This window comes from Streptomyces sp. NBC_00076 (assembly GCF_045041235.1).
GTDB lineage: Bacteria > Actinomycetota > Actinomycetes > Streptomycetales > Streptomycetaceae > Streptomyces.
This window is the reverse complement of sequence record NZ_CP108242.1, coordinates 10,094,746-10,107,094: the sequence shown is the minus strand read 5'-3', so window position 1 is coordinate 10,107,094 and position 12,349 is coordinate 10,094,746. Positions and strand designations below refer to the sequence as shown.

The 12,349-nt window shown below is 71.2% G+C and carries 13 protein-coding genes; 5 read left to right on the top strand and 8 right to left on the bottom strand.

The genetic code is table 11. The features are described from left to right. Positions 1-8: 8 nt before the first annotated feature. From OHA64_RS45045 to OHA64_RS45025, 5 genes are all read right to left on the bottom strand, one after another. Positions 9-1,193 (bottom strand): SfnB family sulfur acquisition oxidoreductase, encoded by a 1,185-nt coding sequence (locus tag OHA64_RS45045; protein ID WP_405623033.1) that lies wholly within the window; start codon positions 1,191-1,193, stop codon positions 9-11. Between the two features lie 4 nt (positions 1,194-1,197). Beyond that, complete coding sequence (gene ssuE / locus OHA64_RS45040) at positions 1,198-1,752, bottom strand: NADPH-dependent FMN reductase (RefSeq protein ID WP_405623031.1); 555 nt, start codon at positions 1,750-1,752, stop codon at positions 1,198-1,200. Positions 1,753-1,813: 61 nt separating this feature from the next. Further along, on the bottom strand, positions 1,814-3,085 hold the full coding sequence (locus OHA64_RS45035) for an acyl-CoA dehydrogenase family protein (RefSeq protein WP_405623029.1): 1,272 nt from the start codon (positions 3,083-3,085) through the stop codon (positions 1,814-1,816). A 35-nt stretch (positions 3,086-3,120) separates the two neighbouring features. Beyond that, positions 3,121-4,239 (bottom strand): dimethylsulfone monooxygenase SfnG, encoded by a 1,119-nt coding sequence (sfnG, locus tag OHA64_RS45030; protein ID WP_405623027.1) that lies wholly within the window; start codon positions 4,237-4,239, stop codon positions 3,121-3,123. 171 nt (positions 4,240-4,410) lie between these two features. After that, positions 4,411-4,488 (bottom strand): putative leader peptide, encoded by a 78-nt coding sequence (locus OHA64_RS45025; protein ID WP_368861482.1) that lies wholly within the window; start codon positions 4,486-4,488, stop codon positions 4,411-4,413. Positions 4,489-4,631: 143 nt separating this feature from the next. On the opposite strand from OHA64_RS45025, the gene OHA64_RS45020 reads away from it, so the two are divergent. Further along, positions 4,632-5,549 (top strand): LysR family transcriptional regulator, encoded by a 918-nt coding sequence (locus tag OHA64_RS45020; RefSeq protein ID WP_405623025.1) that lies wholly within the window; start codon positions 4,632-4,634, stop codon positions 5,547-5,549. A 41-nt stretch (positions 5,550-5,590) separates the two neighbouring features. Here the strand turns inward: OHA64_RS45020 and OHA64_RS45015 are convergent, their stop codons facing one another. Continuing rightward, positions 5,591-5,758, bottom strand: coding sequence for a hypothetical protein (locus OHA64_RS45015; protein WP_356777008.1), 168 nt, complete (start codon positions 5,756-5,758; stop codon positions 5,591-5,593). Between the two features lie 240 nt (positions 5,759-5,998). Between OHA64_RS45015 and OHA64_RS45010 the strand changes: the two genes are divergently transcribed. The 4 genes from OHA64_RS45010 to OHA64_RS44995 all read left to right on the top strand — a co-directional run bounded on the left by OHA64_RS45010 (position 5,999) and on the right by OHA64_RS44995 (position 10,499). Continuing rightward, a complete protein-coding gene (locus OHA64_RS45010) occupies positions 5,999-7,558 on the top strand; it encodes an SDR family oxidoreductase (protein WP_405623022.1) in 1,560 nt (519 codons plus the stop codon). After that, the gene (locus tag OHA64_RS45005; protein ID WP_405623020.1) at positions 7,555-8,928 is read left to right on the top strand and encodes a cryptochrome/photolyase family protein; all 1,374 of its coding nucleotides are present in this window, start codon (positions 7,555-7,557) and stop codon (positions 8,926-8,928) included. Before OHA64_RS45010 ends, OHA64_RS45005 begins: the two co-directional genes overlap by 4 nt. Positions 8,929-9,121: 193 nt before the next feature. Next, the gene (locus OHA64_RS45000) at positions 9,122-9,877 is read left to right on the top strand and encodes an anti-sigma factor domain-containing protein (protein ID WP_405623018.1); all 756 of its coding nucleotides are present in this window, start codon (positions 9,122-9,124) and stop codon (positions 9,875-9,877) included. Between the two features lie 181 nt (positions 9,878-10,058). Further along, on the top strand, positions 10,059-10,499 hold the full coding sequence (locus tag OHA64_RS44995) for an SPW repeat protein (protein ID WP_405623017.1): 441 nt from the start codon (positions 10,059-10,061) through the stop codon (positions 10,497-10,499). 83 nt (positions 10,500-10,582) lie between these two features. Here the strand turns inward: OHA64_RS44995 and OHA64_RS44990 are convergent, their stop codons facing one another. Both OHA64_RS44990 and OHA64_RS44985 read right to left on the bottom strand, forming a co-directional pair. Beyond that, positions 10,583-11,350 (bottom strand): ArsR/SmtB family transcription factor, encoded by a 768-nt coding sequence (locus OHA64_RS44990; protein ID WP_405623015.1) that lies wholly within the window; start codon positions 11,348-11,350, stop codon positions 10,583-10,585. Positions 11,351-11,489: 139 nt separating this feature from the next. Next, positions 11,490-12,227 (bottom strand): phosphotransferase, encoded by a 738-nt coding sequence (locus tag OHA64_RS44985; RefSeq protein ID WP_405623014.1) that lies wholly within the window; start codon positions 12,225-12,227, stop codon positions 11,490-11,492. Between the last annotated feature and the right edge of the window lie 122 nt (positions 12,228-12,349).

Below are 12,349 nucleotides of genomic sequence, written 5' to 3'. Positions count from 1 at the left end.
AAGGTCTGTTACAGGAGGCCGTGGCGCGGCGGCCGCGTGCCGTTCAGCACGTACCTGCCGATGTGCTGGACCTTCCAGCGGGCGGGGTCGTGCAGGGTGTGGGTGCGGGCGTCGCGCCAGTGCCGGTGCAGGTTGAGGGAGTTGAGCGCGGACCGGGTGCCGGACACCTCGAACAGGGCGCCGGCGACCTCCACGGCGGTCTGTGCGGCGTGCGCCTTGGCCGCGGCGACCGCGATGGACGCCTCGGCCGCCGTGTCGTCGGTGAGGTCGGCGCGGGCCGCGTCCACGCTGCGGGCGGCCTCCCGCAGCAGCGCCTCGGACGCCCTCACCTGGATGGCCAGTTCCCCGAAACGCTGGATCAGCAGCGGGTCCTCGGCCGCCGTCTCGACTCCGCTCTCGAACCAGGGCCGGCTCTTGGTGCGGACGAACTCGGCGGCCTCGGCCAGCGCTCCCCGGGCGATGCCCGCGTCGATGGCGGCGTGGAGCAACTGGGCGACCGCGCCGTGGAGTTGAGGGCCATGGAAGGTGAGATGGTGCGGGAGAACCCGGTCGGCCGGGACCTGGACAGCGTCCAGGCGGACGGTGCCGCTGGCCGTGGTCCGCTGCCCCATGCCGTCCCAGTCGTCGATCACCGTGAGCCCGGAGGCGTCCCGGGGGACGTAGGCGACGTACAGGTTGTCGTCCTCTGCACGGGCCAGTACCGGGATCCAGTCGGCGAAGAGGGCTCCCGTGGAGTAGTGCTTGGTGCCGGTGAGGGTGTACGAGCCGTCGGGGCCGGCTTCCAGGCGGGTGCGGATGTCCTGGACGTGTTTGGTGCCCGCCTCGGACTGGGCGTTGCCGAAGCGGCGCCCGGCGAGCACCTCACCGAAGAAGAACTCCTTTTGCGGCGAGCTTCCTTGACGACGGAGCACGTTCACGTAAACGAAGTGGCTCTGCGGGATCTGGGCGAGGCTCGCGTCGGCCGACGCGAGCAGCCGGAAGATCTCCGCCAGCGTCTCCTGGCGTACGTCCGCTCCCCCGTGCTCGGCGGGCACGGTGACCGCGAGCAGTCCAGAGGCGGACAGACGGTCCAACTCCTCGCGCGGCAGGCGGCGTTCGGTGTCCCGCTCCGAGGCGCCGGCGCGGAACTCGTCGGCGAGCAGGCGGGCCACCGTCAGGGCCTCGACGTCGTCGGCGATGACTTTCGCGGTCACGGTGTCAGCCCGCCGCGGCCAGCAGGGGGGTGCGGCCCAGGACCGTCGAGAACTGGTCGAGGACCTGGGTGAGGGCCTCGATCGCGGTCGGGGCGACGGTGAGGGTGCCGTCCTCGTGGGCGGTGATGTCCTTGTCGAGGGTGAACCAGCCCTGCACGATGTGGCCCGCGCCCATGGAGCTGAGCACCGGACGCAGCGCGTAGTCGATGGCCAGCACGTGGGCCGTCGTACCGCCGGTCGCCAGGGGCAGGACGGTCTTGCCGGCGAGGGCGTACTGCGGGAGCAGGTCGAGGAGCGCCTTGAGGACGCCGGAGTAGGCCGCCTTGTAGACGGGGGTGCCGATGACGATGCCGTCGGCGCGCTCGAAGAGCTCGGTGGCCGCGACGATCGCGGGGTGCCGGAAGTCGGCGCCGAGCAGGGCCTCCGCCGGGATCGTGCGGACGTCGAGCGGGATCACCTCGTGGCCCTGGGCGGCGAGGCGGGCGTCGAGGTGACGCAGTAGCTTGCCGGTGCGGGAGGAGGCGGAGGGGCTGCCGGAGACGGACAGGATGGTGGCCATGGGTCCTCTTTCGGGGGAGAACGGGGCGCCCGCGGATGACGGGCGCCCCCGGGGCGGACGGTCAGGAGTACCAGGTGGGTTGGGGCAGTTCGCCTTCGAGGACCCAGCGGCCGACCTCGCGTCGCTTGTAGGCGACCGGGTCGTGCAATCCGGAAAGGGCGGCGCGAAGCGCCTCATTGAGGGGCGGTGGTCGGGAGACGGGTGGGCGGGTACGGACGTTGCGCCAGAAGCGGTCGAGGCCCTCGGCGGTGGTGGTGGAGCGGGCGCCGGTCACCTCGAAGACACGGTTCGAGATCTCCAGGGCGACCTCAGTGGCGCGGGCCTTCACGGCGGCCACCCGTACCTCGAAGTCGCCGCGGGTCTGCTCGGTGACCGCGTCGGGGTCGTCGTGCAGCTTCTGCCCCTCGGCGGCGACGGCGTCGGCGAGGGCCTCCACCGCCCAGAGCTTCGCGGTGAGGTCGCCGTAGGTGTCGATGACGTACGGCTCGTCGACCGCTCGGTCGTGGCCGCCGTGCAGCCAGGGCCGCGTCCTGGTCCGGGTGTAGGTGGCGGCCGTCTCGAGCGCGCCGCCCGCGATGCCGAGGTAGAAGTTGACGAAGACCAGTTGGATGGTCGGGACGTTGAGGGTGTTGTAGGTGCGCGGCTGGAACTCCTTGTCGACGTATCCGGCCGCCGACGACCAGGGCGTGCGGACCCCGTCGATCGTGACACCACCGCTCTCGGTGAGGCGCTGGCCGATGTTGTCCCAGTCGTCGTGGAAGGTCAGGCCCTCGGAGTCGGAGGGCACGATCGCGAAGACGTGGCTGTCGGTGCCCTCCAGGACGCCTTCGAGGACGGTGACGTCGGAGACCTTGCTGCCGGTGGAGAAGGACTTGCGGCCGGTGAAGACCAGGTCGTCGCCGTCCTCGGTGACGATCACGTCCTTGTCGCGGGGGTTGACGGCCCCGCCGAAGAACCAGCGGTTCCTGGCAGCCTCCGCTTCGACGTGCTCCCACTGTTCGCGGGTGCCGACCAACCGGGCGGCCCAGTTCCACAGGTAGTGGTAGCCGAGGAGCTGGCCGATGGAGCCGTCGGCCTTGGCGACCTCGCGGACCACCCGGTAGGCGGTCGGCCAGTCCTGGCCCGCTCCGCCGTGCTCCGTGGGGCCGAGCAGGGTGACCAGGCCGGAGTCCTTCAGGAGCTGGACCTCGGCGTACGGGGTGGCGCCGGCCCGGTCACGGGCGGCGGCGTCGGTGGCGAGGACGGCGGCCACCTCGGCGGCGCGCGCGATCCAGTCCTCGGCGGTCTGCGGGGCGGGGCGGGTCTGCCAGTCGGTGGGCGTGACGGTGCTCATGGGTGTCGACCTCTTTCGCGGTGGGGCGCGGACGGTCAGGCGCGGGAAGCGGCGAACTCGGTTTCGGAATCGGGAAGTTGGGCTTCCAGCTCGCGTACGAGGGGCAGCACCCGCTTGCCGAAGTACTCGACCTCCTCGTGGTAGTGCAGGAAGCCGAGGAGCAGGAGGTCGACGCCGAGCTTCTTGTAGGCGACGATCCGCTCGGCGATCTGCTCCGGCGTGCCGATCAGGCCGGTACGGAAGCCGTCGTTGTACTGGATCAGGTCCTCGAAGCCGGAGTCCTGCCACATGCCCTTGCCGTCGGCGGCGGACTGGCCGGCCTGCTTGACGGCGGCACCGAAGCCCTCGACGGCCTCGGAGTCGGCCTGGGCGACGATCTCGCGCAGGGTCTCGCGGGCCTCGGCCTCCGTGTCGCGGGCGATGAGGAAGCCGTTGAGCCCGAACTTCGGTGCCGTACGGCCGACTTCGGCGGCGGACCTGCGGACGTCCGCGATCTGCTCGGTCACGCCGTCGAAGTCCTTGCCGTTGGAGAAGTACCAGTCGGAGACCCGGCCGGCCATGGCGCGGGCGGCGGTGGAGTTGCCGCCCTGGAAGATCTCGGGGTGCGGGCGCTCGGGGGTGTTGAGAGGCTTGGGCTTGAGGGAGAAGTCGCGCAACCGGTAGAAGTCACCGGCGAGTTCGGTGTGGTCCTCGGTCCAGATCTGACGCAGGGCGCGGATGAACTCCTCGGAGCGGCGGTAGCGTTCGTCGTGCTCCAGCCAGGGCTCGCCGAGGGCGGTGAACTCGCCCTTGAACCAGCCGGAGACGACGTTGACGGCGAAGCGGCCCTTCGACAGGTGGTCGGCGGTGGCACCGAGCTTGGCGAGGACGCCGGGGTGCCACAGGCCGGGGTGGACGGCGGCGATGACCTTCAGGCGCTCGGTGGCGAGGAGGAGCGCGAGGCTGAAGCTGGTCGACTCGTGCTGGTACTCGGCGCCGTAGCTGGCCATGTAGCGGACCTGGCTGAGGGCGTACTCGAAGCCGTTGTTCTCGGCGAGGACGGCGAGTTCGCGGTTGTAGTCGTAGCCCCAGTCGGTGCGCTGCTCGATCTTGCTGGTGACGAGTCCCCCGCTGACATTGGGGACCCAATAGGCGAATTTCACGGGCGCGGGCATGCGGAACTCCTGTTGCGGAATGCACGGGGATTGCGGGAACGCCGAATCGGAAAGGCGCGAGGCGCTCAATGGGGTTCAGGCCGTCGCGGATTCAGGCGGTGAAGTGAGGACGCGGCAGGCTCCTGCCCCCCGGGCGGGGTGGCAGGGCGGGCGCGGAAAAGGGGCGGCGGCTCAGGCCGCGAGGCAACAGGAGGCGCTGGAGACGCGCGCGAGGTCGACGTGGCGTCGCCGCGTGAGGTCCAGTCGCATCTTCATGTCGTCGATGGTGGCAGTCGGCGGAGACAACCGTCAAGGAAAACCCGACCGGTCTCGTATCGCGGACCATTGAATTTCACGAACGTGTGACAGGGAAACCCTTGAACGGGCCGTCGAATCCCACGCATTCTGCTGCGGTGCGCACTGAACAGCTGGAATACATCGCGGCGGTCACACGGCTCGGTTCGCTGCGCCGGGCAGCGGAGGAACTGCGGCTGTCGCAGCCCGCGTTGAGCGAGACCGTCAGAAACCTGGAGCGGGAGCTGGGAGTCGATCTCCTGGAACGCAAGCGGTCCGGGGCGACGATGAGCGCGGAGGGCCGGGAGCTGCTGCCGTACATCGTCCGTGTGCTGGAGGCGGTGGACCGGCTTCGGGTGGCGGCGGGCGAGCAGCACCGCATCAGCCGGATGGTGCGGGTCGGCACGGTGAACGCGGCGACCGTGCCGTTGCTCGTCCCGGCGGTCCGCGACTTCCGTGCGGTGCATCCGGTCACGCAGGTCGAGGTGGTCGGCGCACAGCAGACGGAGATCCACCGGGCCCTGTCCGAGGGAGGTTTCGACCTCGGGCTGGTCAATCACCTCGACGGCGACGACGTACCCGCCGGCTTCGAGTCCACGCGGTTGCTCCACGGCCGACCGGTGGTGTGCATGCGCCCCGACAGCCCGCTCGCGTCCCGGCCCGCGGTGACGGTGGACGACCTGCTCACGGAGCCCCTGATCGCGATGCGCTCGGGGTATGTCATGCACCGCTATGTGCACCGACTCCTGGACGGCCGCACCCCGTCCTTCTCGTACTCCACCGACGGCGCGGAGATGGGGAAACTGATGGTCGCCGAGGGCCTCGGGGCGACGGTCCTGCCGGACTTCAGCGTGGCCGGGGATCCGCTGGAGCGGCTCGGCACCATCACCTACCGGCCGATCGCGGACGACACCACCCGGGTGCTGCTGATGCTGCAACGCCGGAAAGCCGAGTCGGTGCCGCAGGCGGCGCAGGACCTGTACGACGTGTTCGTACGCCGGGCCGGGGTGCTGGGCGGGACACTCAGCACCCACTGACCGAGCGCGCTCTGTGGCGCCGGACGGGTGTCAGTCCTGTGCTAGTCCTCGTCGCGCGCCGGGACCACCACGAGGAACGCGTCCGACTTCAGGTCCATGACCACCTGCGCCGGTTCGCCCTCGGCTCGGCGCGCCGCCGCGTACTCCTCCGCCGGCCACGATCCGCGCGGAGCACCCGCAGGAAACCGCTCCAACACCTTCGCGCCCATAGCGGCAGCACCTCCAGCTGGCCTTTCGGCTCTTGGAATGTCAACTCTCGTACGTCCCGCCTGCCCGCGAACGGCCCGGACATGTGCCACCTTCGGCAACCGGACCGGAAACCTCCGCAACCTCCGCCGAATCCACCTCGAACAGCCGCATCCGGTCCGCTGGGTCCCGTGGAAGGGATCAGTGGCGGGGATCACTGGAAGAGATCGCGGGAGCGAGCGAACCCGAGGGAAAGAGGCCTGATGAGCACGGACGACTCCGGACCGGTGCTGCGCTGTCTGGTGACCGGAGCCACCGGGTACATCGGCGGTCGGCTCGTTCCGGTACTGCTCGCCGAGGGGCATCGGGTGCGCTGTCTGGCCCGCTCCCCGGGGAAACTGCGCGATCTTCCGTGGGCGGGCGACGTGGAGGTGGTGCGCGGTGACGTCACCGATGCCGCGTCGGTCGCGGACGCCCTGCGGGACATCGACGTCGCCTACTACCTGGTGCACGCGCTGGGCACCGGACGCGGCTTCGAGGAGACCGACCGAGCGGCGGCACGCGTCTTCGGCGAGCAGGCCCGGGCCGCGGGGGTGCGGCGCGTCGTCTACCTCGGCGGCCTCACGCCGGCGGGCGTGCCCGAGCGGGAGTTGTCGCCGCATCTGCGCTCCCGCGCCGAGGTGGGCCGCGTCCTGCTGGAGTCGGGCGTTCCGACGACCGTGCTGCGGGCCGCGGTGGTCATCGGCTCGGGCTCGGCGTCCTTCGAGATGCTGCGGCACCTCACCGAGCGACTGCCCGTGATGGTGACGCCGAGCTGGGTGCGCACCCGGATCCAGCCGGTGGCCGTACGGGACGTGCTGCGCGCGCTGGCCGGCAGCGCGCGTATGCCGGGCGAGGTGAACCGGGCCTTCGACATCGGCGGGCCGGACATCCTGACCTACCGGGACATGATGAACAGGTACGCCTCGATCGCCGGGCTGCCGCGTCGCGTGATCATCCCCGTCCCCGTCCTCACCCCCAACCTCTCCAGCCTCTGGGTCGGACTGGTGACCCCCGTGCCTCCAGGGATCGCACGGCCGCTGACCGAGTCGCTGCGCCACGAAGTGGTCTGCCACGAACACGACATCGAGCGGTACGTGCCCGCCCCGTCCGGGCACCCCGTGGGCTTCGACGAGGCCGTACGGCTGGCGCTGCGGCGTGTCCAGGACGCCGAGGTGGCCACCCGGTGGTCGTCCGCGTCGGTTCCGGGCGCGCCCAGTGATCCGCTGCCGACGGACCCCGACTGGGCCGGCGGCAGCCTGTACACGGACCGGCGGGAGCTGGCCGTGGACGCCTCCCGGGACGCCCTGTGGCGGGTGATCGAGGGGATCGGCGGGGACAACGGCTGGTACTCGTTCCCGCTCGCCTGGGCGGTTCGGGGCTGGCTGGACCGGATGGTCGGCGGGGTCGGTCTGCGTCGGGGGCGCCGGGACGCGACGCGGCTGCGGGTGGGGGATTCACTGGACTTCTGGCGGGTCGAGGACATCGAGCCCGGCCGACTGCTGCGGCTGCGGGCGGAGATGCGGCTGCCGGGTCTGGCCTGGCTGGAGATGTACGCCGAGACGGACGACACCCCCGGCGGCGCGGGCCGCACGCGTTACCGTCAGCGTGCCCTGTTCCATCCGCACGGCCTGCTGGGCCACCTCTACTGGTGGAGCGTCGTGCCCTTCCACGGGGTGGTGTTCGGCGGCATGGCCCGCAACATCGCGAAGGCGGCGGCCCGGGCGTCGGCTCCCACATCGTCGTCCTCGTCCTCGTCGTCGTCCCCGGAGCACACGCCATGAACGTCTCGGTCGTCCTGTTCACCGCCGATCTACGGCTGCACGACCATCCGCCGCTGCGGGCGGCGGGCGACGGGGGCCGCCACGTGGTTCCCCTGTTCGTGCGAGACCGGGCCGTGGACCGGGCCGGGTTCGCCGCCGCCAACCGGCTGGCGTTCCTGGCCGACTGTCTGCGGGACCTCGACGACGGTCTGCGTGAGCGGGGCGGCGGGCTCGTGGTCCGTTCCGGGGACGTCGTCGAGGAGGTGTGCAGGGTGGCCGCCGAAGCGGACGCGGACGAGGTCCACATGGCGGCCGACGTCAGCGGGTACGCGCGCCGGCGCGAGGAGCGGCTGCGTCTCGCGCTGGAGGCGGCGGGGCGCCGGCTGCACGTCCACGACGCGGTGACCACGGCCGTCGTACCGGGGGCGGTCACACCGGCGTCCTCGGACCACTTCGCCGTCTTCACGCCGTACTTCCGGCAGTGGTCCCGTCAGCATCTGCGTGACACGCTCGCCGCACCGGGCGCCGTACACGTCCCCGACGGCATCGGCTCCGAGTCACCGCCCGCGCGAAGCGACGTTCCGGGGGTGTCGCAGGGGCTGGCCCGAGGTGGCGAGCGGGAGGGCAGGAAACGCCTGTCGGCATGGCTGCGACGCGGTGTCGAGGCGTACGAGGACCGGCAGGACGACCTCGCCGGTGACGCCACCTCACGGCTGTCGCCGCATCTGCACTTCGGCACCCTCTCCCCCGTCGAGCTGGTCCGTCGGGTGCGCCGCGGCGACGGCCCGGGCGCCGAGGCCTTCGTACGGCAGGTGGCCTGGCGCGACTTCCACCGTCAGGTTCTCGCCGCGCGGCCGGACGCCGCCACCGTCGACTACCGCACGAAGCACGACCGTTGGCGGTCCGACGGCTCGGCCCACGAGGACGTGGCGGCTTGGAAGGAGGGTCGCACCGGCTATCCGGTGATCGACGCGGCGATGCGCCAACTGCGCCATGAGGGCTGGATGCACAACCGTGCCAGGCTGCTGACCGCCTCCTTCCTCACGAAGACGCTCTACGTCGACTGGCGCGTCGGCGCCCGGCACTTCCTCGATCTGCTGGTCGACGGCGACATCGCCAACAACCAGCTCAACTGGCAGTGGGTGGCCGGAACCGGCACGGACACCCGCCCCAACCGGGTTCTCAACCCCGTCACCCAGGCCAAGCGCCATGACCCCGACGGTGCGTACGTACGGCGCTGGGTGGCCGAACTCGCGGGCGTGCGGGGCCCGTCGGTGCACGAGCCCTGGAAACTCGAAGGCCAGGACCGGACTGCGCTCGACTACCCGGACCCGATCATCGGCCTGGCTGACGGTCTGGCCCGCTTCAAGCGGGCCCGTGGGCGCGACTGAGGACCTCGGCCTGACGCGTTCTTCGGCGTCCGACCAATCCGTCCGGCGTTCGGCACCGGATTACGTCCGTACATGCCACCCCCCTCCGTGAGGACCCCTGTGAAACTCGCTGTGCACTTCGGCAGACAGCCGCGCTCTCCCGTCCCCTCAGTACGGGCAAGACCCCGCCGCGCGACTGTCTGGTGGTGACCGCGTGATCACCGCGGACCCGCACACGCTGACGGGTGCGTACGCCCTGCACGCCCTCGACGCCCACGAGCGCGAGGCGTTCGAACTGCACCTCTCCGACTGCGAGGCCTGCGGCCTGGAGGTCGCCGGGTTCGCCGCCACCGCGGCCCGGCTCGGCCTCGCCACGTCCGCACGGCCCCGGCCCGCCGTCCTCGAGGAGGTACTGCGCCGTATCACCATGGTGCGGCAGGAGCAGACCGGACACGCGGCCCCCGACCTCCCGCCGGGCCGGGCGCTGCGGCGGGGACGCCGGTGGTCGCGCTGGACGACGGCTGCCTGCCTGGCCGTGACCGCCGTTCTCGGCGGGACCGCCGGGTGGCAGTACGACCGTGCCGAGGACGCCCGGGACCAGGCGCGGCGGGCCGAGCAGAGCGCCGAGACGGCGGCCGCCGTGCTCGCGGCTCCCGACGCGAAGGCCCGTACATCGGCCCTGGTGGGCGGCGCACGGGGCGCCGTCGTGGTCTCGGCCCGCCTGGACAAGGCCGTGTTCGTGGCGTCCGGGCTGGCCGAGCCGCCGTCGGGCAAGGTCTACCAGCTGTGGTTCGACGACGACGGGCGGATGCGTCCCGCCGGTCTGATGGATCCGCACCGGTCGAGTCAGGCGGTGTCGCTGACGGGCGCCGTCGACGGGGCCTCCGGCATGGGCATCACGGTCGAGCCGACGGGCGGTTCGGACGAGCCCTCCTCCGACCCGGTCGCCATGCTTCGGCTGCCGGCCTGACGCCGACGCGAGAGAAGGGCCCGGCACACCCGGCGGGGCCGGGTGCCCCACGTCCGCCCCGCCGGGCTCTCCCCCCTGACCTCTACACATAAGGGCCAAATAAGCGCAGAATGACACTACGCGGCGCTTACCGCATACCGCACCAGAAGCGGTCAGGCCAGCAAGTCAAAGGAGACGAGTCATGGCCAACGTCTCGCATACCAGGGGTGACATCACCACCCACCCGGATGCTTCGGAGATGCGGGAGCGCTACGCCCGCATGCTCGGCGGTCGCGATGTGGCTCTCGTGGACGGACCGGTGTTCCTGCTCGGTCTGTACTGTGCGGTGTCCCCGTGGATACTCCACTACACGACGAGCCAGCCCGACCTCGTGACCCACAACCTGATCGTCGGCATCGCGATCGGTCTGCTGGCCCTCGGCTTCACCCAGACTCCTGAACGCATGTACGGCCTGAGCTGGGCCATGTGCGCACTGGGCGTGTGGATGATCGTTTCGCCGTGGATAGTCGGCGACAGCCCGGACGCCGGGGTCATCTGGAACAACGTCGTCATCGGCGCCCTCGCCGTGATCCTGGGGCTGATGTGCATCGCCACGGCGGCGAGGAGCAACCCGAGGCCGTAGGGACCGTCGGGAGACGCACCACGGGAAAGGAACACCCGAGGCGCCCGGTCCGCGCACCGCGGACCGGGCCCCTGCGCGTTTTGTCAGCGGGCCGGGACCTGCCACGGCTTCTGCGGCAGCGCACTGCCGGTCTCCAGGAGGGACTTGAGATTGGACAGCACGGCCGGCCAACCGGTGGCGGCGTCCGCGCGCTCACCCTCGTCGTTGAGGTCCTCGTGCGTCACCGTCAGGCGGACGATGTCGGCGTGCGGCCGGATGTCGAAGGTGACCCGGGAGTGCCGGTCCCGCTGATCCTCCTGGTCGGGAGCGGCCCAGGTGGTGACGAGCCGGGTGGGTCGCTCGCTCACGACCACGGTGCCGACCACGTCGGCGACCCTCGAACCGTCCGTGCGGACGTGCTCCCAGCGTGAGCCGGGCCGCCAGTCGGAGACGTTGCTGTGCCCCCAGTAGGCGGCGGTCAGGTCCGCGTCGGTGAGGGCCTCCCAGACCTTCTCGGGCGTGCTCTCGATGTAGGTGACGTACACGAATGTCGGTTTGTCGGTCATGGCTTCCTCGGCTCGTCGCTTCACGGCGCCGAGCGCGCCGAGGCGCGGGCGCTCGAACTTGTCGATCCACCGCTCCTGGATCTCGTGGAGCGGCACGGGATTGAGGTAGTGCAGCTTCTCCCTCCCCCGCCGCACGGCGCTGACCAGGTTGGCGGCCTCCAGGACGGCCAGATGCTGGGTCACCGACTGACGCGTCATCGCGAAGTGCTCGCTCAGCTCTCCCAGCGTCTGGCCGTTGTCCTCGTGCAGCCGGTCCAGCAGTCGCCTGCGCGTCTCGTCGGCCAGCGCCTTGAAGACCTTGTCCATCCCAGAGTCGTCAGCTGATCGCACACTCAAAGTTATGCAGGCAATTGCCTGCATGTCAATGCCGCACGGCGGACCGCCCGGCTGCGCCGGGCAGCTCCCGTACGACGCCCCCGCACGCTGACGGCGCGGCGCCCAGGCGTCAGCGTGCCGCGCCCTCCAACTCCTGCCGGTGCCCGGAGACCCACCCCCAGGCACTGCGCACCTCGTCGACGGCCCCGGCCTCCCGCAGCCGGACCATGGCCGGCTCGCCGCGGTCCGCTCCGGCCTCGATGCCCCGCCAACACCGGTCCTGCCACCACAGGATCGTGTCGACGAGATCGTCACGCCGGTCGAGGCCGTAGCCGTCGCAGATCAACCCCATCCGGCGGGCCGCCTCCGCCGGGTCGCCCGCCCCCGGGCCCAGATCCAGGTACTGCCAGCACACATGGGCGACATCGTGGATGCGCTCCCCCGGTGCGGCGAGGTCCCAGTCGATGAAGGCCTGCGGGCGCCACGCGTCGCCCGTGACGGCGTACACGGTGTTCTTGGGGGCCAGGTCGTTGTGGCACACGACGTCCCGGTCACCGGCCAGCGGGGTGCCGTGTGTCAGGTCGTGGAACGCGCGGACGAGCCGGGCCACCCGTACCAGGCAGGCGTCGGCGCGGGCGGCGGCGCGCTCCGACGGAACCAGGGCCGCCCGACCCTCGATGTGGGCGAACACCTCCCGTCCCCGGTCGTCGGTGCCCAGGTGGCGTGGTGCGCCCGCCCATCCCCGCCGCTCGAACAGCGTGAGCAGGTCCCTCACGTAGTCCCGCCGCTCGGACGGCGTCCGTCGCACGGTCTTGCCGACCCGCACCACCTCGTTCACCGCGCCGCCGCCGAGTACCGACTCCTCCACGTGATCCCCGCCTCTCCTCGTCGTCGCGACTCGCAGACTGTCGACGGGCACCGCGCGGGCCGGACTGAAGGACGCACCGGGCGGTGGAGTACCAACTCGACCTGTAGGCGCGGGTCCTCACA